Origin of the sequence: Pseudomonas sp. GZJR-8 (assembly GCF_002916705.1) — a bacterium.
GTDB classification, from domain to species: Bacteria; Pseudomonadota; Gammaproteobacteria; order Pseudomonadales; family Pseudomonadaceae; genus Aquipseudomonas; species Aquipseudomonas synxantha_A.
The window spans coordinates 34944-56010 of record NZ_JXSI01000013.1 but is presented as its reverse complement, the minus strand read 5'-3'; the positions used below and the strand labels follow the sequence as shown (position 1 = coordinate 56010).

Sequence of the window (21067 nt, the reverse complement as noted above, 5' to 3'; positions counted from 1 at the left end):
AGCCCGGTAAAAACCGGGCTTTTTCGTTATCCATTGAATTACTCGGCAGTCAGTACGCCACGACGCACCTGGTCGCGCTCAATCGACTCGAACAGCGCCTTGAAATTGCCTTCGCCAAATCCATCGTCGCCCTTGCGCTGAATGAACTCGAAGAACACCGGCCCCATCAGGGTTTCCGAGAAGATCTGCAAAAGCAGGCGCTTATCGCCTGCAATCGAGGAACCATCCAGCAGGATGCCACGCGATTGCAACTGGTCTACCGGCTCGCCGTGGTTCGGCAGGCGGCCTTCCAGCATTTCGTAGTAAGTGTCTGGCGGTGCGGTCATAAAACGCATGCCGATCTTCTTCAACGCGTCCCAGGTTTTGACCAGGTCGTCGGTGAGGAACGCCACGTGCTGGATGCCCTCGCCGTTGAACTGCATCAGGAACTCTTCGATCTGCCCGGCGCCCTTGGATGATTCTTCGTTCAACGGGATGCGGATCTTGCCATCCGGTGCGCTCATGGCTTTGGAGGTCAGGCCAGTGTATTCGCCCTTGATGTCGAAATAGCGCGCTTCGCGGAAGTTGAACAGTTTTTCGTAGAAGTTGGCCCAGTAGATCATGCGTCCGCGATAGACGTTATGGGTCAGGTGGTCGATGACCTTGAGGCCGGCGCCTACCGGATTGCGGTCAACGCCTTCGAGATAGACGAAATCGATGTCATAGATCGAGTTACCTTCGCCGAAGCGGTCGATCAGGTACAGCGGCGAACCGCCGATACCCTTGATCGCCGGCAGGTTCAGTTCCATCGGCCCGGTTTCAATATGAATCGGCTGGGCGCCCAGTTCCAGGGCCCGGTTGTAGGCTTTTTGCGAGTCCTTGACGCGGAATGCCATGCCGCACACCGACGGCCCATGTTCGGCCGCGAAGTAGGCGGCGAGACTGCCGGGTTCGTTGTTGAGGATCAGGTTGATCTCGCCCTGGCGATACAGGTGCACGTCCTTGGAACGGTGGGTCGCCACCTTGGTGAAGCCCATGATCTCGAAGATCGGCTCCAGCGTGCCAGGCGTCGGCGATGCGAATTCGATAAATTCAAAGCCCATCAGGCCCATCGGGTTTTCATATTGGTCGGTCATTTCGATGCCTCATCATTCTTGTAGGTAGCAATTGATCAGTTGCGAGCAAGGATGAGGTTCGAGGGTGGCGCACAGGAAAGACCCCGCACGCTGCGGGCGAGGAAGTCACCAAAGATGAGGGGGGAGCCGAGTAGCTTCATGGTGTCATCAGTCTCTGACGGCCGAGGCTTGCGTGAGCGCAAGTCCATATTCTTGTATGCGTAAACCGATTCTACACAGCGTAAACAGATTTGTCCGTACTCTTATCAAATCCCCATTGCCCTCCTTCGTGCAAGAGGTTTGTAGCAAGCGCGCCGGCTGGTTAAGCACCCGGGACACGCGTGAATAGGCCCACAGCCCAGAATCAACAATAGGTAGCGAGCGTACTTGGGCAATGCCATCTATCATCGGCACATACCCTTCTTTTTTCAGCGACTGACTGTCCCTATGCCCCTGACCTCCAAAGGCCCACGAGGCCGAGCCACACGTTACGTCATCAGCGCAACCTGTGGACTGCTCCCGATTCTGCTGGGGGTCGCGATTCTTTACTGGCAAGCTGAACGCACACTTGAACAAAGCACCACACAAACGGCTCAGGAAGCAGTGCGCCAGTTCGATTTGATGCTCGACAATACCGCTCTCGCCGCCCGGGATTTGCTGCCATTGGCAGGCAAGCCGTGCGATAACGCGGCGAAACTGGCGCTGCGCGAACAGGTCACGCGCCGGCCGTTCGTACGCGCCACCACGTTGTCCTGGCAGAAAAACATTTATTGCAGCTCACTGTTTGGCGGCGACTACCAATCGCCGGTCAACCCGGACGACTATGTGGATGGCCGGTTGTGGTTGATGAATGGCAACCCTGTCACGCCAGATACTGCGTTACTGGTTTACCGCCTGGTGGAGGGTGAGCAAGGCGCGTTTGCCTCGATCGACAGCTACCACCTCACCAATGCCTTGCGCCTGATCAGTCGTTACGCCTATTTGGTGCTGCAAGTCGGGCCCAATTGGCTGGATGCCGACGGCAAAGTGCATAACGACGCAGTGCCCGTGTTCGCCGTGGCGCATCATCACCTGGCGTCGGCGCGCTATCACTACAGCGTCGAGGCCGGGATGCCTGCCGGGGAAACCTGGCGTTATATGCAGGCCCGCTATCCGGCGGTGTTCAGCCTGGTGGCGTTCTTTGGTGTGCTGGCTGGCATCCTCGCCCATTGGCTGCAAAAACGCTCGTCGGCACCCACCCACGAACTGCAACGTGCATTAAGCGCCAACGAATTTATCCCGTACTTCCAACCCGTGGTGCGCGGTGATACGCGTCAGTGGGCCGGTTGCGAAGTGCTGATGCGCTGGAAACATCCCAAAGAGGGCCTGGTGCGGCCAGATTTGTTTATTCCCCTGGCCGAAGACTCCGGCCTCATCGTGCCGATGACCCGCGCCCTGCTGCGCCAGACCGCCGCGCAACTGGCGCCCCATGCCGAACGCTTCAACCCCGGTTTTCATATTGGCGTGAACATTACCGCGCGGCATTGCCAGGACCTCGAACTGGTGAACGATTGCCAGGAGTTTCTCGCAGCCTTCCCGCCCGGCCAGGTCACCTTGGTACTGGAGCTGACCGAACGCGAACTGATCGAGCCCACCGAAACCACCCGCAGCCTGTTTGACGCCCTGCATCAGTTGGGGGTGATGATCGCGATCGATGACTTCGGCACCGGCCATTCCAGCCTCGGCTACTTGCGCAACTTCAATGTCGACTACTTGAAGATTGATCAGAGCTTTGTCGCCATGATCGGTGTGGATGCACTGTCACGGCATATTCTGGACAGCATCATAGAACTGTCAGCCAAGCTTGACCTTGGCATTGTTGCCGAAGGCGTGGAAACAGCAGAACAGTGTGAATACCTCGTCGCCCAAGGTGTGGATTTCTTACAAGGTTACCTGTTCGGCAAGCCGCTACCCTGCGATGAGTTCATTAAATCGTTAGGCAACCGATGAAAGATTGTTATTTGGACAGAAGACATGATTTACTCCAGAGGGATTAACTACTACAATTTTTCTGCCTGTGCAGAACTCGCAGAAGGGTCTTCTTCGTTGACGTCGTGTTAACGTTTCTGGCTTATAGCTTTGTCTGCAGTTGATATCAGCCACTACACTATTGGAGTACAGATTTTGTCCAGACTCGCCGAATTTCGCGCAGCAGAAAAAGCCCTTCAAGAGCAGCTGGCCCAGCTGGAATCCTTGAAGAATGACGCAGGCTTGAAGAAAGAAATCGAATTCGAAGAAAAGCTCAAAAAGCTGATGGACAGCTACGGCAAAAGTCTGCGCGATGTCATCGCCATTCTTGATCCAGCCCCGCGCAAGGCGGGTGCAACCATCGCCGCAGCGCCAAAGCAGCGCCGTGCACGGGTCGTCAAGGTTTACCACAACCCGCATACCGGTGAGCTGATCGAGACCAAAGGCGGCAACCACCGCGGCCTGAAAGCGTGGAAAGAAGAGTACGGCGCTGCCACGGTAGATTCCTGGCTGCGCGGTTAATCATCCCGCACTAAAAAAAGCCCCGCACATGCGGGGCTTTTTTGCAGTTGACGGTTCGAAAGCGAACTTAACCAGCCGTTCATTTTGTTCAAAACCACTAAAAAGGGTCGATTCAAAGTTTCAGGCTGTTGCGCACCGAACTGACTTCGTCTTTGCTCGCCTCGTAGGCTTGCGCCTGGCCCGCGTAAGAAAATACATAGGCCTTATCTGTATCCACTGCGCCGACTAATGTTTGTGACAACACGTGCCGTCCATTTTCGGTTATCACGCAAGTAGTCTCCAACGCTTCAAGGCGACTCAGTGTCGTAGGATGCATCTTGCTGCACACGCTTTGATAACCGCCCTGGGCGAAATCTTTCTGAATCGATTTGCGCATTTCCAGTAACACGCCTGGAAGATTAACTTTATGTCCGGTTTCAATTGGCGTGCCGGTCAACTCCATGACCATCAGGGTTGCGCCGTTTTCATCATTTTTGATCGCGCGCTGGCGAGACACTGTTTGAGCCTTCGCGGGGACTTCGTCGTCAGGTATGACTTCTTCGACCTGCCAGCCGCTGGGCCAATGAATCTCCGGGTCGGCCGCCAATACGAACGGGCTCCCCAGCATCAGGCACAACGTACTCAACAGCGATTTACGAAACTCGATCATTATGAAAAACGCCCAGGGTTCAAGCCGCAAAGTTTGCGGCCCCGGACCCGCCGCTCGCAAGGGCCGCGTGCGTTTTTTCATTTGGCGCGGCAGGTAGCCCTTGCGTATCATGAGCCGGCAGCACGGATGCTTGCCGCACGCCAAGGGACCGCTTTGCCCCATTTTTTCTGGAGGGCCCATGAGCCTGCACGAACTGAACACCTTCCCGGGCGTCACTGCCCAACCTGACACCGCCACTGCAAATTTTGTGTTTAACCACACCATGTTGCGGGTCAAGGACATCACCAAATCGCTGGACTTCTACACCCGCGTGCTGGGTTTCTCCCTGGTTGAAAAACGCGACTTCCCGGAAGCCGAATTCAGCCTGTATTTCCTCGCCCTGGTGGACAAGGCCCAAATCCCGGCCGACGCCGCCGAGCGCACCCAGTGGATGAAATCGATTCCGGGCATCCTTGAGCTGACCCATAACCACGGCACCGAAAACGACGCCGACTTTGCCTATCACAACGGCAATACCGACCCGCGTGGCTTTGGCCATATCTGTATTTCGGTACCGGATATCGTCGCTGCGTGCGAGCGTTTCGAAGCGCTGGGCTGCGATTTCCAGAAGCGCCTGACGGATGGCCGCATGAAGAGCCTGGCCTTCATCAAGGACCCGGATGGTTACTGGGTCGAGATCATCCAGCCGGCGCCGATGTAACACGCGGCGCGTCTCGCGCAGTACGCAGGAATAAAAAAGCCCCATGATTGCTCATGGGGCTTTTTTGGTTTTTCGCGTGTCACTTATGCCGGGGCTGATGTGCGAATCAAGTGATCGAATGCACTCAGGGAGGCCTTGGCACCCTCGCCCACCGCAATGACGATCTGCTTGTAGGGCACGGTAGTGACGTCACCGGCCGCAAATACACCCGGCAGTGAAGTCTCGCCACGGGCATCCACGATGATCTCGCCGCGAGGCGTCAGCTCCACCGTGCCTTTGAGCCAGTCGGTGTTGGGCAACAAACCGATCTGCACGAAGATACCTTCCAGGTCGATAGTCTTGAACTCACCACTGTCGCGATCCTTGTAGGCAAGGCCGGTGACTTTCTGACCATCGCCTTTGACTTCGCTGGTCAGCGCGCTGGTAATCACATCCACGTTCGGCAAGCTGTAAAGCTTGCGTTGCAGCACCGCATCGGCGCGCAACTTGCTGTCAAACTCCAGCAACGTGACATGGTTGACGATCCCGGCCAGATCAATAGCCGCTTCCACACCGGAGTTACCGCCGCCGATCACCGCAACGCGCTTGCCCTTGAACAGCGGCCCATCGCAGTGCGGGCAGAAGCACACGCCCTTGGCCTTGTATTCCTGCTCGCCCGGCACACCCATCTCTCTCCAACGGGCGCCAGTGGCCAGGATAACGGTCTTGGACTTGAGGGTCGCACCGCTTTCGAAGCGAATCTCATGCAACTCACCGGCATTTTTCGCCGGCACCAGGCTGCTGGCGCGCTGCAGGTTCATGATGTCCACGTCGTACTGACGCACATGCGCTTCCAACGCACTGGCCAGTTTCGGCCCTTCGGTTTCCTGTACCGAGATAAAGTTCTCGATGGACATGGTGTCCAGCACCTGGCCACCAAAACGTTCCGCCGCTACACCGGTACGGATACCTTTACGGGCTGCGTAGATGGCCGCCGAGGAACCGGCTGGGCCGCCGCCGACAACCAATACATCGAACGCCTCTTTGGCACTGATTTTCTCGGCGGCTTTTTCGAGGCCGCTAGTGTCGAGCTTGGCAAGAATTTCTTCCAGGCCCATGCGGCCCTGGCCGAAGTTCACTCCATTCAAGTAGACACTGGGCACCGCCATGATCTGGCGTTCGTCGACTTCGGCCTGGAACAGCGCGCCGTCGATGGCCACATGACGGATATTGGGGTTCAGCACCGCCATCAGGTTCAGGGCCTGGACCACGTCCGGGCAGTTCTGGCACGACAGCGAAAAGTATGTCTCGAAGCTGAACTCACCTTTAAGGGCGCGGATCTGTTCAATCACTTCGACACTGGCCTTCGACGGGTGGCCACCGACTTGCAACAGAGCCAGCACCAGCGAAGTGAATTCATGACCCATGGGGATGCCGGCGAAGCGCAGGCTGATATCGGCACCCGGGCGGTTGATGGAGAACGATGGCCGGCGCGCATCATCGCCATCGGTTTTCAGGGTAATCAGCGTGGTGAGGCTGATGACGTCCTGTAAAAGAGCAAGCATTTCCTGGGATTTCGCGCCGTCGTCGAGGGAGGCGACGATCTCGATCGGCTGGGTGACCCGTTCCAGGTATGACTTCAACTGAGCTTTAAGATTGGCGTCCAACATACGGGCGATTTCCTGTTCATTCGGTTTATTGCAGACAAAAAAACGCCCGAGCGAATCTCGCCCGGGCGTTTTGAGGGCGGATGCAGCTTACTTAAGTGCGGATTCCCGCCCTTGATACGTCTTCACAGACTTAGATCTTGCCGACCAGGTCCAGGGACGGAGCCAGAGTGGCCTCGCCTTCTTTCCACTTGGCTGGGCACACTTCGCCTGGGTGGGCAGCGACGTATTGAGCAGCCTTGATCTTGCGCAGCAGCTCGGAAGCATCACGGCCAACACCACCGTCGTTCAGTTCGACGATCTTGATCTGACCTTCCGGGTTGATCACGAAAGTACCGCGGTCAGCCAAGCCAGCTTCTTCGATCAGCACGTCAAAGTTGCGGGAGATGGTCAGGGTTGGGTCACCGATCATGGTGTACTGGATTTTGCCGATGGCTGGCGAAGTGTTGTGCCAGGCAGCGTGGGCAAAATGGGTGTCGGTGGACACGCTGTAGATTTCGACGCCCAGTTTCTGGAATTCGGCGTAGTTGTCAGCCAGGTCTTCCAGTTCGGTTGGGCAAACGAAGGTAAAGTCGGCTGGGTAGAAGAACACTACCGACCACTTGCCTTTCAGGTCAGCGTCGGTCACATCCAGGAAGCTGCCGTTTTTGAAAGCGGTGGCTTTAAACGGTTTTACTTGGCTGTTGATGATAGGCATCGTTGACTCTCCGTCAGGGGTTAAGAAGTTGATGAGATGAATCCTACCGACTCTTTCGGTCGATGGCCCATTGGCAAACCTGATGCTGATGATTGGCTTTCTCTATCAAGTGGCGGTATTAATAGAAGAAATTTCAAATCAGCGGCTGGGTGGCCAGGGTCATGCCGAGAAACGGCGTCGCTTCAACATAGCGCATGGCGGATTTCATGTCGTTCCACCCGACGTAACTCATCAGCGACTTCAAGTCCCAGCCACTGCGATGGGCCCAGGTGGCAAAGCCGCGCCGCAGGGAGTGGCTGGTGTATTGCTCGGCGGGGATGCCTGCACGTTCCAGGGCCTGGCGCAATAATGGGATGACACTATTGGGATGCAGCCCCTCCTCGCCCAGGTTGCCCCAACGGTCGATGCCGCGAAAGACCGGGCCGCGAACCAGCGCCGAGGCGCTGAGCCAGTCGCTGTAAGCTTGCACCGGGCACAGGCGCAGCAGCGCTGGCGTCTGGTATGTCTTGCCCAGGTTTTCCCGATCGCCTTTGCTACGCGGTAGGTACAGGCTGATCCCGGCGCCGGGCACAGCCTGGACGTGCTCAATGCTTAATCGGCACAGCTCATCACTGCGAAACCCCCGCCAAAAGCCCAGCAGGATCAGCGCAGTGTCACGCTTGGCGCGCAGCAAGCGGGGCTGGTCCTGGTTTTCGCTGGCCTGGCTTGCTTCAAGCGCCAGTGAAGTGACGACCTGCTCAAGATGCTGTAGCTGCAAAGGCTCAGCCTGCCGCTCGCGCGCTGGATGCACGGCACGAATCCCCTTGAGCACCTTGCGCACCACGGGCGCTTTCGTCGGATCGGCAAAGCCCTGGCTGGTATGCCACTGCGCCAGTGCCGAAAGCCGCAGTTTCAAGGTGTTCACCGCCAACACTCCGGCGTGCGCCACCAGATAACGCGCCACGCTGTCGCTGGTGGCCGGCAGAAACCCTCCCCAACTCACTTCGAAGTGCTCGATCGCCGCACGGTAGCTGCGGCGCGTGTTGTCGCGGGTCGCAGCGTTGAGATATCGATCCAGCTCGCTCATGGGTGTCGTTTCGTACTGCCGTCAGGGGAAGTGGCGGTTAAAACCGTTATGACACGGGATAATACGCCAATATCCCATCTGTTAAATCATGAATTTCAACGATTTTTTATACGTGTTAAAGTATGTATATACATACCATGTACCACAGTACTAAATCGACGGAGACTCCATGGCTCGCGGCGGCATAAACAAAGCAGTAGTTCAAACCGCACGCTTGGCAATCCTTGCCCGCGGCGAAAACCCCAGCATCGACGCAGTACGGATCGAGATGGGTAATACCGGTTCCAAAACCACTATTCATCGCTATTTGAAGGAGCTGGACGAAAGTGAAACCCGGCTGACCATTACCGAGGCGCCGATTGACGACGAGCTAGGCGAGCTGGTTGCACGTCTGGCCCAGCGCCTGAAAGAGAAGGCTCAGGAGCCGATTGACTTGGCGCTGGCGCAATTTGAACAGCAGAAAACCGCCCTGCTCGCCCAGGTTGAGGCGCTTGAAGAGGCACACACTCAGCTCAAGCAGCAATTTGATATCCAGGCCGCAGCCCTGGCGGAAGAAAGCGCTGCGCTGCAAACCGTCAGCACCAGCCTGCAAACCGAGCAAACCCGTAACGCCGGGTTGAGCCAGGCGTGCAGTGATTACGAGTTGCGGATCAACGACAAGGACGAACAGATTCGCTCACTGGAAGAGAAACACCTGCACGCACGCGACGCGCTTGAGCATTACCGCAACGCGATAAAGGAACAGCGCGAGCAAGAGCAGCGTCGCCATGAAGGCCAGCTGCAGCAGGTTCAAGCCGAATTGCGCCAGGCTCAGCAAAGCGCACTCGTACGCCAGGATGAAATCACCCAACTGCATCGCGATAATGAACGCCTGCTGATTGAGCAGCGAGTGACCACCAAGGAACTGAACGCATTGCAGGATCAGACCCGCAAGGATCAGGCCGCACAACTCAAGCTCAATGAGCATCTGAGCAAGATCGACAGCGAGCGCGCCCTGCTTCAGGAGCGCCTGCGGGTTGCAGCACTGGACAGTCAGGCACGCCAGGAGGCGCTACTTGAAAATCAGCAGCGCAACAAGGCACTGGAACTGGACCTGATCAAGGCCCAGGCCAGCATCGACGCGCTGCGCCTGGCCGCCGCCGTTGCAACGGCGCCAGAGACAGCACAACCATCCTGATCAATCGGCCACAGGCGTGCGCATGGTGACGAACTCTTCGGCCGCCGTCGGGTGCACGCCGATGGTCTCGTCGAAATGCTGTTTGGTCGCGCCCGCCTTGAGCGCGATCGCCAGCCCCTGCACGATTTCGCCTGCATCCGGACCGACCATATGGCAGCCCAAGACCTTGTCGGTGTCGGCATCGACCACCAGTTTCATCAGGGTCTTTTCCTGGCAGTCGGTCAAGGTCAGCTTCATAGGCCGGAAACGGCTTTCAAAGATCTGCACCTTGTGGCCTTGCTTGCGCGCGTCTTCTTCCGTCAGCCCGACGGTGCCGATATTCGGCAGGCTGAACACCGCCGTTGCGATGTTGGCGTAATCCACCGCACGGTACTGCTCTGGCTTGAACAGGCGCCGCGCCACGGCCATGCCTTCAGCCAGGGCGACCGGCGTCAGTTGCACCCGACCAATCACATCGCCAATGGCCAGGATCGATGGTTCGGCGGTCTGGTAAAGATCGTCCACCTCAACGAAGCCGCGCTCGTCCAACTTCACACCGGTATTTTCCAGCCCCAGGTTGTCGAGCATCGGGCGGCGGCCGGTGGCATAGAACACACAGTCGGCTTCCAGCACGCGGCCATCCTTCAAGGTGGCCTTGAGGCTACCGTCGGCTTGCTTGTCGATGCGCTCGATATCGGCATTGAACTGCAGGTCCAGCCCGCGCTTGGTCAGCTCGTCCTTCAGATGGGTGCGCACCGAACCGTCGAAGCCGCGCAAGAACAGGTCGCCGCGATACAGCAAGGTGGTGTTGGCACCCAAACCATGGAAAATTCCGGCGAATTCCACTGCAATGTAACCACCACCCACCACCAGTACGCGCTTGGGTAGCTCTTTAAGAAAGAACGCCTCATTGGAACCGATCGCGTGTTCACGCCCTGGAATTTCCGGGATCTGCGGCCAGCCGCCGGTAGCGATCAGGATGTGCCTGGCAGTAAAGCGCTCGCCGTTGATCTCTACCTGATGCGCATCTACCAGACGCGCATGGCCTTCATGCAGGGTCACCCCGCTGTTGACCAGCAGGTTGCGATATATGCCATTAAGACGGTTGATCTCGCGATCCTTGTTGGCAATCAGGGTTGCCCAGTCAAAGTTCGCTTCGCCCAATGACCAACCGAAGCCACTGGCTTGCTCGAAGTCTTCGGCAAAATGCGCGCCGTACACCAACAGCTTTTTCGGCACGCAGCCGACGTTCACACAGGTGCCGCCCAGATAGCGGCTTTCCGCAACGGCCACCTTGGCACCGAAGCCTGCGGCAAAGCGCGCCGCACGAACACCGCCGGAACCGGCGCCAATTACATACAGGTCAAAATCGTAGGCCATTTCACTCTCCTCGGCAGGACACCAGCATACCGACTTACATGGGGCTGAAAAACGAAAAAGCCACCCGAAGGTGGCTTTCTCTTGAAACAGTGCGGCAAGCGTGAATCAGTAGGCCTTGCCAGTCTTGTAGAAGTGCTCGTAGCAGAAGTTGGTTGCTTCGATGTAGCCTTCGGCGCCACCGCAGTCAAAACGCTGCCCTTTGAACTTGTAGGCAATTACGCAACCGTCTTTGGCTTGCTTCAACAGTGCATCGGTGATCTGGATTTCGCCACCCTTGCCCGGCTCGGTTTCTTCGATCAGCTTGAAGATGTCCGGGGTGAGGATGTAGCGACCGATGATCGCCAGGTTCGACGGAGCATCTTCCGGCGCTGGCTTCTCGACCATGTCACGCACGCGGATCAAGCCATCGCCAATATCGTCGCCGGCGATAACACCGTACTTGTTGGTTTCGGTTGGGTTGACTTCCATCACCGCAACGATGGTGCAGCGGTATTTCTGGTAGAGCTTGACCATCTGGGTCAGCACACCATCACCTTCCAGGTTCACACACAGGTCATCCGCCAGAACCACGGCGAACGGTTCGTCACCGATCAGCGGGCGACCGGTAAGGATAGCGTGGCCGAGGCCTTTCATTTGAGTCTGACGGGTGTAGGAGAACGAGCACTCGTCGAGCAATTTACGGATACCGACCAGGTATTTTTCCTTGTCGGTGCCTTTGATCTGGTTTTCCAGCTCATAGCTGATGTCGAAGTGGTCTTCCAGGGCGCGTTTGCCGCGGCCGGTAACGATGGAGATCTCGTTCAGGCCGGCATCCAGGGCTTCTTCCACACCGTACTGAATCAGTGGCTTGTTCACCACCGGCAGCATCTCTTTGGGCATGGCTTTGGTCGCTGGCAAGAAGCGAGTGCCGTAACCGGCTGCTGGGAACAAGCATTTCTTGATCATATGAGTCCTTACAAAGGGCTGTGCGTACGGAATTCGGCGCAGTCTAATCAGGCCGCAGTCACCTTACAATGGGTCCTGCTGGCGTTGCGATGTCATCATAGAGAAAAAATGTCGGCGTAAGTTCCGCTGATCTTGCAAAGGGGTTGCCCACGATCAGACGAAACACACCCGCCCCCCCTTTATTTAAAAGGGCTGCAATGGTTTTAGCACGCTTTTCGCCGCCTGGCACTGACCTGCAACAACTTGCGCCCCCCCCCTAGCCGTTTGCCGGTATCATGGCCGCCTTGAATCAGACCACGAGATTGCCAATAGATGTCAGAACCCAAAGGTGTAAACGGCTACCTGATCACGCAGCGTGCAGACGGCTGGCACTTGATCAATTTTCACGGCGACAGCGTTGCCGGAACATTTGCGATCGAGAGCCAGGCGATTGCCGTAGCTGAAGTGTTTGTGGATGAAGCAGGCCACGCGTCGAGCAAACGTCCGAAAAACAAGTAAGCCTCGCCACACCGCCACAAAAAAGCTCCGGTCGACGGGGCTTTTTTTTGGACGCCTGTATTTGTCGGCGCCGTGCGACCTCTCCGCCCTCGACACTTAGTTGTTTCGCTTCGTAATTAACTATTGTTTTTTAGTTCGCGTAATCCCATTCTTACATCCGCAGCCCCAACTAACATATTCTTATTTATTAGAGTGTGGCTCATTTCCTACAGTCAAAATCAGCTTTTTGGCAAATCGCCATATCCTTCCTATATATCCTTACACCGTGTAGCTACACAACTAACGGAATGTGCCGACTTACTTTCTCATGGCAACACAGCACAATCACTTCCACTTCGAGCGTACCCGTGAATTGCAATACAACTAGTTGGAAACTGTGATTATTCAACAGCCGACTCGGCCGACGACTGGCCGGCGTTCCGGGAGCTACGTTTGGGGTGAAACAGTCAGTCCCGCTCGCAATGGTGACGGGGCTCTTCAATGACATTTTTATGCGGGCATCTGCAAATGAAAACCAAGTTCAAAACTGCGCTGTTTACCCTCGGGCTGTTCGCGGGCTCGATTTCTGGAGCTAACGCGGCAGATGGGACCATTACCTTTCTGGGATCGGTCCACTCGGGGGCCTGCTCCATCAAGCCTGAATCCGTAGATCAGAGCGTTCACCTGGGCGCAATCGCAAAGCATCAATTGCAGGCAGGCGGAAAGTCTGAAGCCCGCCGTGTGCTGATAGAGCTTGAAGGCTGTGACCTGGCGGGCCTCACCGACAACACCGTGACCACAACCTTTACCGCGGCGCCGTCAACCGACGTCCCTGGGGCGATCGGCACCGTCGGTAGTGCAGGCCGCGTGGGCATCATGATGACCCATGGCGGCAGCCCTGTTCAGCTCGGTGTGGCGACGGTGCCCCAGGCCATTTCTACCGGTGATAACACCCTGGAGTTCGGCGCCTATGTTCAAGGCGCTGCTACCGGCGACATCGTCCCGGGCGATTTCAGTGCAGTCACTAATTTCACCTTGGCTTATCAGTAAGTTTTCCCCCCGCCACTTTCGGTGGCGGGGGGCTGGTGGAGATAGCGGTGAAAACATTCATAAGTCTAGCGATCACCTCGTCGCTGGCGATGCTCATCAGCCCTTACGTTTTTGCGCAGACGCTTGCACAGGGCGAGGGTGTGGTCACGCTGGGCGGAGAAGTCGTTGACTCGGCTTGCGGGTTGGAGCTGACCAGTGCTGATCAATCCATTGAAATGACGCCCGAACCCATAGGTCGGCTTTTACGCAATGCGTTGGGAGAGCCTCACCCTTTCGAGTTGCGCCTGGTCAATTGCTCGCTGACCCGTCCCGACCCGCATCGCCCAGGGGCGACGTTGCCTGATTGGCAACATCTGCGCGTCACGTTTGACGGCCCTCGCGACAGAGAAGGCCGCTCCTTTGCCGCCTTTGGTGATTCACAGGGGATCGCCTTCCATATTTGGGATTCGGCCGGCCAGGAGAGTGTTCCGGGTGAGCAGATGGCGCCGCACCCCTTGGCGGAAGGTGACATGACACTTCACTACACGCTGCGGCTGGTGGGTAACGGGCTGCCGCTGGCACCTGGCGCACATCGCGTCGCCGTGCGATTCAAGTTGGAATACTTTTGAACATTGATGGGTTGCTTTCATGCTGAATGCGTCGAAGATCAAAAACAAGCTGCGTCCGAGTCTGGTTGGCGGGCTGATGTCACTGGCAGGAACTGCATGGGCCGGCGGTGATATCGAATTCAATACGGACGTTCTTGATCTCAATGATCGCACCAATATCGATTTGTCTCGATTTGCACGCAGCGGGTTCATTTTGCCCGGCACCTACACGATGCTTGTACAGATAAATGGCCAGCCTGTTTCCGAGCAATCGGTGGCATTTTACCCGCCCGAGGATGACCCCAAAGGAAGCCAGGCGTGTTTGTCAGTTGACCTGGTGGAACAACTGGGCCTGAAGGCATCCGAAGCGGCCAGCCTGACCTGGTGGAAAGGTAGCGAGTGCCTGGACATTCACAGCCTGCCAGGTACGGAGGTCAGCGCGGATCTGGCGACCTCCACGCTGAGCATCAACCTCCCCCACGCCTACCTTGAATACAGCGCGATCAATTGGGACCCACCCGCACGCTGGGATGAAGGGGTGCCAGGGCTTTTGATTGACTACAACATGACGGCGCAGTCCAACGCTCAAAAAAACGAGCGTACCCGCAATCACCTCAGTGGTAATGGCACCGTGGGTGCCAATGCCGGGGCTTGGCGCCTGCGGGCCGATTGGCAGGGGCGTGTCGACAGCGCGAGGGACAGATCTGCCGGGGAGCAAAAACTGGAATGGAGTCGTTACTACGCTTATCGCGCAATACCTGCGCTGAAGGCGCGCCTGTTGGTGGGAGAGAACTACCTGTATTCGGATCTGTTTGACAGCTTCCGTTTTACCGGGGCGGCGCTCAACTCGGACGAAAGCCAGTTGCCACCTAATTTGCGCGGTTACGCCCCTGAAGTGGTCGGGGTGGCCAAAACCAATGCCAGGGTGGTAGTCAGCCAACAAGGACGCGTGCTGTATGAAACCCTGGTGGCAGCCGGCCCATTTCGCATTCAGGATCTTAATGATGCCGTCGCCGGTACGCTGGATGTGCGCGTCGAGGAGCAGGATGGCTCGGTGCAGACTTTCAAGCTCAACACTGCTGGTGTGCCCTACCTCACGCGCCCCGGGCAGGTTCGATACAAACTGGCAACTGGTCGCCCTTCCAGTCTTCAGTACGGCGCTGACGGTAATCTCTTTGGCACGGGCGAGTTTTCGTGGGGGGTCAGCAACGGCTGGTCGCTGTTTGGCGGCGCTATAACGGATAAGTACTACCGGGCGGCAACGATTGGGGCGGGACGTGACCTTTTGGCTTTGGGCGCCCTCTCGCTGGATGTTACCCAATCCCACGCCAACGTGTGGAATGAAACGCTGTCCGGTAAATCTGTGCGCCTGCAATATTCGAAGAACTTTGAACAATACGACAGCCAAGTAACCTTTGCCGGTTACCGGTTCTCCGACAAGAACTTCTTGAGTATGAGTGAATACTTGGATGCTCGTCACTACGGAATGAACGGCGAACTGGCTGGGCGCGAAAAATACGATGAGCACGGTCAATACACGGGTGGATGGAAGCCTGTGGGTGGCAGCAAGGCGCTTTATACAGCCACTGTAAATAAGCAGTTTCGAGACTTGGGTGCCACCGTCTACGCCAGTTACAACAAACAAACTTATTGGACCCGACCGGCGACTCAACGTTGGAACTTATCGCTGTCACGTTATTTCAATATTGGTACCGTCAAAAACATGAGCCTGTCTTTGAACGTGTACCGCACTCAGGATTATAACTATAAGGATAACGGTATGGCGCTGACGGTCAGTGTGCCACTGGGACGCAGCGGCACGCTATCGTTGGACGCTAACAGAACCGCGGGCAAAAACGGGTTTTCAACCCGCTACAGTGATCGCATTGATGAGCGCAACAGTTACCAACTCAGTGCGAGCGACAATTCGGCCAGCGGCTATCTGAGCCATGCGGGTGACCAGGCTGACTTGACGCTTGCTGCCAGTCGGCAGCAAGGCAACTACACCAGCCTCAGCATGTCAGCTCGCGGCGGTGGCACGCTCACGCCTCACGGGGCAGCGCTGCATCGTACCAACAGCATGGGCGGGACCCGCCTGATGGTCGATACCGGCGGTGTTGCTGATGTGCCGGTGCGCGGTTACGGCACGCCAACCCGCAGTAATGCGTTTGGCAAGGCCGTCATTTCCGATTTGAGCAGCTACCAGCGTACGGCCGCCAGTGTCGACCTGGAACGCTTGCCGAGCAATGTCGAAGCCACCCAGTCGGTCACCCAACTGACGCTCACGGAAGGGGCCATCGGTTATCGCGCCCTGGAACTCATTTCCGGTGAGAAAGCCATGGCTGTCCTGCGTCTGCCGGATGGCAGTGCGCCGCCCTTCGGTGCAATGGTCAAAAACACAAAACAGCAGGACACCGGGATTGTGAATGACGGCGGCAATGTCTACCTGAGCGGTATTCAGCCAGGCGAGCAGATGGTCGTCAGTTGGAGCGGCCGCGAGCAATGCACCCTCACCTTACCCGTCGTTTTGCCTGCGGATGGCCTGACCAACGCACTGCAACTGGACTGCCGGATGGCAGTCACCGATCAACCCTTGTCCGCGCCGGCAGAGCTGACCGGCAAGCACACCGCCCCGGAGACTACATCATCATGACATTGAACATACGCATCACACTCTCGACCCTCACACTGCTGGCGCTCAGCCTGAGCCAAAACGCCACCGCAGCGATTGGCCTGGACCGTACCCGGGTGATTTTTGATGGCGGCAAGGATGCCACCAGCGTGAGCATCACCAATAACAACACCCAGCTGCCTTATCTGGCCCAAGGCTGGATCGAGGATGAGCAAGGCCAGAAGATAACCACACCCTTGATCGTGTTGCCACCGGTGCAGCGCGTAGAACCCGGCAAACAAAGCCAAGTGAAGGTCCAGGCGTTACCGGCAGCCAAGTCCCTGCCCCAAGACCGGGAGACGGTCTATTACTTCAACCTGCGGGAAATTCCACCTCGCACCGATAAGGCCAACACGTTGCAAATCGCGTTGCAGACCCGTATCAAATTGTTCTACCGACCACAAGCCATCGCGCCCAGCCAACAAGAAGTTTCCAACCCCTGGCAGGAGCGCCTGACCCTTACCCGACAAGGCGAGCGTTATCAAGTCAATAACCCGACGCCTTACTACGTGACGCTGGTGGACGCACGTAGCAGCAAGGACGGCAAGACCGTCGCGGGCTTCGAGCCGCTGATGGTCCCGCCCAAAGGTGCGGTGACGTTAGGCCCGACGGTCAAAGCCCTCGGTTCCACGCCTCATCTTGCCTACGTCAATGATTACGGCGCACGCCCACTGCTGGCCTTCTCCTGCAGCGGTGAGACTTGCAAGGTGAACCTGCAAGCAGCACCGCCTAACCAGTAAGTCTGCCGCCGGAGTAAGCCATGAAACCGCACTATATGAAGGTACTGAGCGGCCTGTTACTGGCCTGTTGGGGGAGTGCGCAGGCCGCGGATGTCGAGGGTATGAATGGCGTGCTGAATATTTCCGGGTCCATGCATGAAACACCTTGCAGCCTGGAAATGAACTCGCTGCATCAAACCATTGACCTGGGCGTGGTATCCACCAGCCAGTTACGCCGGCCCGGCGATCAGGCAAACCAGGTGGCGTTCCAGTTGCGCTTTACCGATTGCAATCGCACCGCCGGCAGCATCCGCAGTGAACGCACCGGCAATCTTACGTGGAGTGCCTTTCAGCCGGTGCTATCGGTCGCATTCCTTGCGCCTGCGGATGCCGATGATTCACGGCTGGTCAAAGTGCAAGGCATCACCGGGATGGGCCTGCAGCTGACCGACTCGCTTGGGCGGGATGTACAACTGGGATCGAGGGGCGAACCGCTGTTCTTGCCCCTGGGCGGCAACACCAAAACCTGGAACGTCCGGCCCACTCGCACCTCCGCGCCACTGTCCAGCGGGGCATTCCGCGCCGTGGTGGATTTCAGGCTCAATTATGAGTAAGAGCAGAGCAATGGCTAAATCAAACGGTTCGTGGGCTGTATTTATCGCGAGCAACCTGCTATTGGCGCTCAGCCAGGGGGTTCAGGCCGATACCAACCTGACCATCCGAGCGGTCATCATCGCGCCGCCCCCGTGTGTCATCAACAGCGGAAGCACGCTCAACGTGCCTTTTGGCAATGACCTGCTGACCTCTCGGATTGACGGCGTCAACTACCGTCGATATGTGCCCTACACCGTCACCTGCGCCTCCCCTTTCAGTAATGCGTTGACACTGGAACTCAAGGGCACGAGTGCCACGTTTGACAATCGCGTGCTCGTGACCCGCAAACCGGATCTTGGCGTGAAGCTGTTCATCAATGGCGCTGATTGGCCCTTGAACACGGCGGTGAACTTTACCTATCCCAACGTTCCGGTGGTGCAGGCAGTACCGGTCAAACGCGCAGGCAGCACCTTGACCGGTGGAACATTCGATGCGGCGGCCACTCTGGTGGTGGATTACCAATGAAATCGATCACCGATAAAGAGAACCGAGCCATGACCCTTTGGCCGCAGAGAGCGATGCTCGCCTTGTGTTCCATCGGCTTTTGCAGTGGTGCATCAGCCAACCTGACTTTCAGCGGCACGCTGAATGAGCCGCCGCCTTGCACCATTGATGCCGGCAACACGATTGAAGTCGATTTTGGTGATGTCGGGATAAAGCGTGTCGACGGTGTGAGGTACCGCCAGGGCGTCGGCTACACCATTAGCTGCGGCACCGACACCCTGCCATGGGAGCTGAAGTTAAGCGTCAACGGTACCGCCACATCGTTTGACGGTTCAGCCGTACAGACCAGCGTGCCGGAGCTGGGCATTCGGGTTTTCCAGAATAACCAGCCGTTTCCACTCAACACACCCCTGGACATCATCCTGTCGTCACCGCCCGTACTGGAAGTGGTCCCGGTCAAACAGCCGAGGGCAACCCTGGCACCCGCAAGGTTTACGGCGGTGGCCACGCTGTTGGCCGAATACCAGTAGGAGTCGAATCAATGGGACACAAGCGCCATACAGCTTGGCCGTCTACTGCGCTGATACTGGCCTTGGGCCTGATCGGCGAGGGACAAGCAGCGGACAATCTGAGCTTCAAGGGCAACCTGGTTCAGGAGGCTTGCACGCTGCGTCCTGGTGACGATGCCGTCACCTTGGAACTCTGGGACGTCACCAGCAAACACCTCTACATCAACACACGCTCACAGGGCAAAGATTTCAGGCTGCACCTGGAGAACTGCGACACCACGGTTGGCTCCACCGTCACCATCACGTTTGGCGGCAGGGAAAATGCCGCGCTGCCCGGAATGCTCGCGCTGGACGCAGGAAGTGGCGCCTCGGGTATCGGGGTTGGCATAGAGACGCCGAGCAACAAGCCACTGCCGTTGAACACCGTCAGTGATGCGCAGGTGTTGAGTGACGGCAGCAATGTGATCGCGCTTAAAGCCTTTGTGCAGGGCGAGCCGCAGGCCATCAGTGACCAGACCATCGGGCAAGGCGTGTACAGGGTGACCTCTACTTTTACGTTGGACTATCCGTAGCCGCTCCTCGGCAGAGAACGGCATGGACAAACCCTTAACTCTCTTCCGGACGGTTTCAGCACGGGGCTGTATACCTGCGCAGCGACCTGCGGACAGAGGAGCAATGAGAGATCAAAAATGAAACAACTCTATGGAGCTATAGTGCTTCTCGTGCTGCTGAGTAGTGTCACCACGACCGTGCGAGCAGCGGATTGCCGCGTTAATGGCGGACCATGGCAATACGTAGGCGACGGCGGAATTCTTAACCTGCAGGTCCCCGTCAACGTTAGTCTCGGCTCGGACAGCACCCGTATCATTCTTGAAGGCGCGTGGCTGGACTGCCGATTTACCTTCTGGGCTGCTCACCCTACGCGCATAGACTTTTGGGGAACAGCGGCGCCAGCCGGCCCTCCCTGGGTGCCCGGTCCGAAATTTTCCAACCAAGGTACCGGCTTACGCATAAACGGCGCGTTTTATAACACTCCAGTGCCGTTTAACATCCGGATCGCGACCATGCCTAATAACGGTGCGGCGTATCCCATCAGTGTGGCCCCCTATATCTTGCTGCGAAACGATCCGAGCAACCCTATCGAGGTTCAAAGAGGGGATGTCCTGGGCATGCTGAATCTCTACCAAACGAACAATTACAGTTCGGGAACTACGAGGCTCGTACTCACGTACACCGCTGCGAACAACTTCGGCGTCTCCCCATCGACTTGCACGATCAACAATAACAACCCGATCGAGATCAACTTCGGCGACGTAAACCAGCGGGCGATCGGCAGCGATCCACTGACCACGCCCATTCGCACCAACCGCAGGCTAAGCTACTCGTGCCCGAATAGCGGAATTACCACGCCGATAACCATCACCTACAAAGGCATCCCGTCGTCGTTTGATAATCGGCTCCTGACAATGACCAACCCCAACGTAGGTACCGCCCTTGTACGTGCAGGCTCTGCGGTTCGAGTCAACGGTTCATTCCTGACCCAAATTACCAACAGTGTAGGAGGCGATGATGTGACGTTTTCGCTGGTGGGACAAGCGGGCTCGCTCCCTGCAGCTGGGGCAATCAGCGGGAGCGGCGTGCTGGTGATGGGAGTGCCCTGACGGCCACCAACAGCTGACTTACGCTAACCAAAGGTGCGCAAGCGCAGTACTTGCAACGGCGACTGCACACCAGGTGGCAGTTCGCTATAATCCGCGCCAACGCCCCACGATAGTGTCAGCGCCCTCTACCCTCTCGACGAAGACCTTTTATGAAAAAAATCCTGGCACTGACTGCGGTACTAGCACTTGCCGGCTGCACGACCGCTTCCGACACTTTGCTGAAAAATGGCGAACAAGGCTTGACTATCGACTGCTCGGGCGAGGCCAACTCATGGGCCAGTTGCTACGAGAAAGCTGACGCCTCTTGTGCCGGCACCGGTTACCGCATCGTCGGCACCAACGGCACGCCAGCCCTCAAGGACAGCGACAAGACCCTGGGCCAGGACGTAGGCAATTTCAAGGGCCGCAGTGTGGTGGTGGTGTGCAAGTAAAC

22 protein-coding genes are annotated in these 21067 nt (G+C 57.3%); 15 read left to right on the top strand and 7 right to left on the bottom strand.

Annotated elements, in window-relative coordinates:
• Positions 1-38: 38 nt before the first annotated feature.
• Positions 39-1115, bottom strand: coding sequence for a 4-hydroxyphenylpyruvate dioxygenase (gene hppD, locus TK42_RS22320; protein WP_032875438.1), 1077 nt, complete (start codon positions 1113-1115; stop codon positions 39-41).
• Positions 1116-1541: 426 nt separating this feature from the next.
• Here hppD and TK42_RS22315 point away from each other — a divergent pair, with 426 nt between their 5' ends.
• Complete coding sequence (locus TK42_RS22315; RefSeq protein WP_103735145.1) at positions 1542-3083, top strand: EAL domain-containing protein; 1542 nt, start codon at positions 1542-1544, stop codon at positions 3081-3083.
• Positions 3084-3257: 174 nt separating this feature from the next.
• On the top strand, positions 3258-3623 hold the full coding sequence (locus TK42_RS22310; RefSeq protein ID WP_032875443.1) for a histone-like nucleoid-structuring protein, MvaT/MvaU family: 366 nt from the start codon (positions 3258-3260) through the stop codon (positions 3621-3623).
• A gap of 112 nt (positions 3624-3735) precedes the next feature.
• On the opposite strand, the gene TK42_RS22305 is transcribed toward TK42_RS22310, so the two are convergent.
• Positions 3736-4272 carry a DUF4946 domain-containing protein gene (locus tag TK42_RS22305; RefSeq protein WP_078821338.1) on the bottom strand — a complete coding sequence of 179 codons (537 nt, stop codon included), beginning with the start codon at positions 4270-4272 and terminating at the stop codon, positions 3736-3738.
• Positions 4273-4450: 178 nt separating this feature from the next.
• Between TK42_RS22305 and gloA the strand changes: the two genes are divergently transcribed.
• Positions 4451-4972: a lactoylglutathione lyase gene (gene gloA, locus TK42_RS22300; protein ID WP_005788230.1), complete on the top strand. Its 522-nt coding sequence runs from the start codon at positions 4451-4453 to the stop codon at positions 4970-4972.
• Between the two features lie 83 nt (positions 4973-5055).
• Here gloA and ahpF read toward each other — a convergent pair whose 3' ends face one another.
• The 3 genes from ahpF to TK42_RS22285 form a co-directional block, all read right to left on the bottom strand.
• Positions 5056-6621 carry an alkyl hydroperoxide reductase subunit F gene (gene ahpF / locus TK42_RS22295; protein WP_032875448.1) on the bottom strand — a complete coding sequence of 522 codons (1566 nt, stop codon included), beginning with the start codon at positions 6619-6621 and terminating at the stop codon, positions 5056-5058.
• A 130-nt stretch (positions 6622-6751) separates the two neighbouring features.
• A complete protein-coding gene (gene ahpC, locus TK42_RS22290) occupies positions 6752-7315 on the bottom strand; it encodes an alkyl hydroperoxide reductase subunit C (protein ID WP_005788226.1) in 564 nt (187 codons plus the stop codon).
• A 133-nt stretch (positions 7316-7448) separates the two neighbouring features.
• Entirely contained in the window at positions 7449-8381 is a 933-nt protein-coding gene (locus tag TK42_RS22285; protein WP_032875451.1) for a site-specific integrase, read from the bottom strand.
• Positions 8382-8550: 169 nt separating this feature from the next.
• On the opposite strand from TK42_RS22285, the gene TK42_RS22280 reads away from it, so the two are divergent.
• Positions 8551-9558 (top strand): DNA-binding protein, encoded by a 1008-nt coding sequence (locus TK42_RS22280; protein WP_032875454.1) that lies wholly within the window; start codon positions 8551-8553, stop codon positions 9556-9558.
• Here TK42_RS22280 and gorA read toward each other — a convergent pair whose 3' ends face one another.
• Positions 9559-10917: a glutathione-disulfide reductase gene (gene gorA, locus TK42_RS22275; protein ID WP_103735144.1), complete on the bottom strand. Its 1359-nt coding sequence runs from the start codon at positions 10915-10917 to the stop codon at positions 9559-9561. It abuts the gene before it with no gap.
• 105 nt (positions 10918-11022) lie between these two features.
• Positions 11023-11862, bottom strand: coding sequence for a UTP--glucose-1-phosphate uridylyltransferase GalU (galU, locus tag TK42_RS22270; protein WP_003173830.1), 840 nt, complete (start codon positions 11860-11862; stop codon positions 11023-11025).
• Positions 11863-12174: 312 nt separating this feature from the next.
• Between galU and TK42_RS22265 the strand changes: the two genes are divergently transcribed.
• From TK42_RS22265 to TK42_RS22215, 11 genes are all read left to right on the top strand, one after another.
• Positions 12175-12360, top strand: coding sequence for a hypothetical protein (locus tag TK42_RS22265; RefSeq protein ID WP_103735143.1), 186 nt, complete (start codon positions 12175-12177; stop codon positions 12358-12360).
• A 507-nt stretch (positions 12361-12867) separates the two neighbouring features.
• On the top strand, positions 12868-13389 hold the full coding sequence (locus tag TK42_RS22260) for a fimbrial protein (RefSeq protein ID WP_032875466.1): 522 nt from the start codon (positions 12868-12870) through the stop codon (positions 13387-13389).
• 47 nt (positions 13390-13436) lie between these two features.
• Positions 13437-13997 (top strand): fimbrial protein, encoded by a 561-nt coding sequence (locus tag TK42_RS22255; RefSeq protein ID WP_032875469.1) that lies wholly within the window; start codon positions 13437-13439, stop codon positions 13995-13997.
• A gap of 19 nt (positions 13998-14016) precedes the next feature.
• Positions 14017-16629: an outer membrane usher protein gene (locus TK42_RS22250; protein ID WP_103735142.1), complete on the top strand. Its 2613-nt coding sequence runs from the start codon at positions 14017-14019 to the stop codon at positions 16627-16629.
• Positions 16626-17387 carry a fimbria/pilus periplasmic chaperone gene (locus TK42_RS22245; protein ID WP_103735141.1) on the top strand — a complete coding sequence of 254 codons (762 nt, stop codon included), beginning with the start codon at positions 16626-16628 and terminating at the stop codon, positions 17385-17387. Before TK42_RS22250 ends, TK42_RS22245 begins: the two co-directional genes overlap by 4 nt.
• 20 nt (positions 17388-17407) lie before the next feature.
• On the top strand, positions 17408-17980 hold the full coding sequence (locus TK42_RS22240; protein WP_032875475.1) for a fimbrial protein: 573 nt from the start codon (positions 17408-17410) through the stop codon (positions 17978-17980).
• Positions 17981-17990: 10 nt separating this feature from the next.
• Positions 17991-18485: a fimbrial protein gene (locus TK42_RS22235; RefSeq protein WP_103735140.1), complete on the top strand. Its 495-nt coding sequence runs from the start codon at positions 17991-17993 to the stop codon at positions 18483-18485.
• Between the two features lie 29 nt (positions 18486-18514).
• Positions 18515-18994 (top strand): fimbrial protein, encoded by a 480-nt coding sequence (locus TK42_RS22230; protein WP_103735221.1) that lies wholly within the window; start codon positions 18515-18517, stop codon positions 18992-18994.
• A gap of 11 nt (positions 18995-19005) precedes the next feature.
• On the top strand, positions 19006-19545 hold the full coding sequence (locus TK42_RS22225; RefSeq protein WP_103735139.1) for a fimbrial protein: 540 nt from the start codon (positions 19006-19008) through the stop codon (positions 19543-19545).
• A 117-nt stretch (positions 19546-19662) separates the two neighbouring features.
• Positions 19663-20634, top strand: coding sequence for a fimbrial protein (locus tag TK42_RS22220; RefSeq protein WP_032875484.1), 972 nt, complete (start codon positions 19663-19665; stop codon positions 20632-20634).
• Between the two features lie 149 nt (positions 20635-20783).
• Positions 20784-21065 carry a hypothetical protein gene (locus TK42_RS22215; protein WP_032875487.1) on the top strand — a complete coding sequence of 94 codons (282 nt, stop codon included), beginning with the start codon at positions 20784-20786 and terminating at the stop codon, positions 21063-21065.
• Positions 21066-21067: the final 2 nt, after the last annotated feature.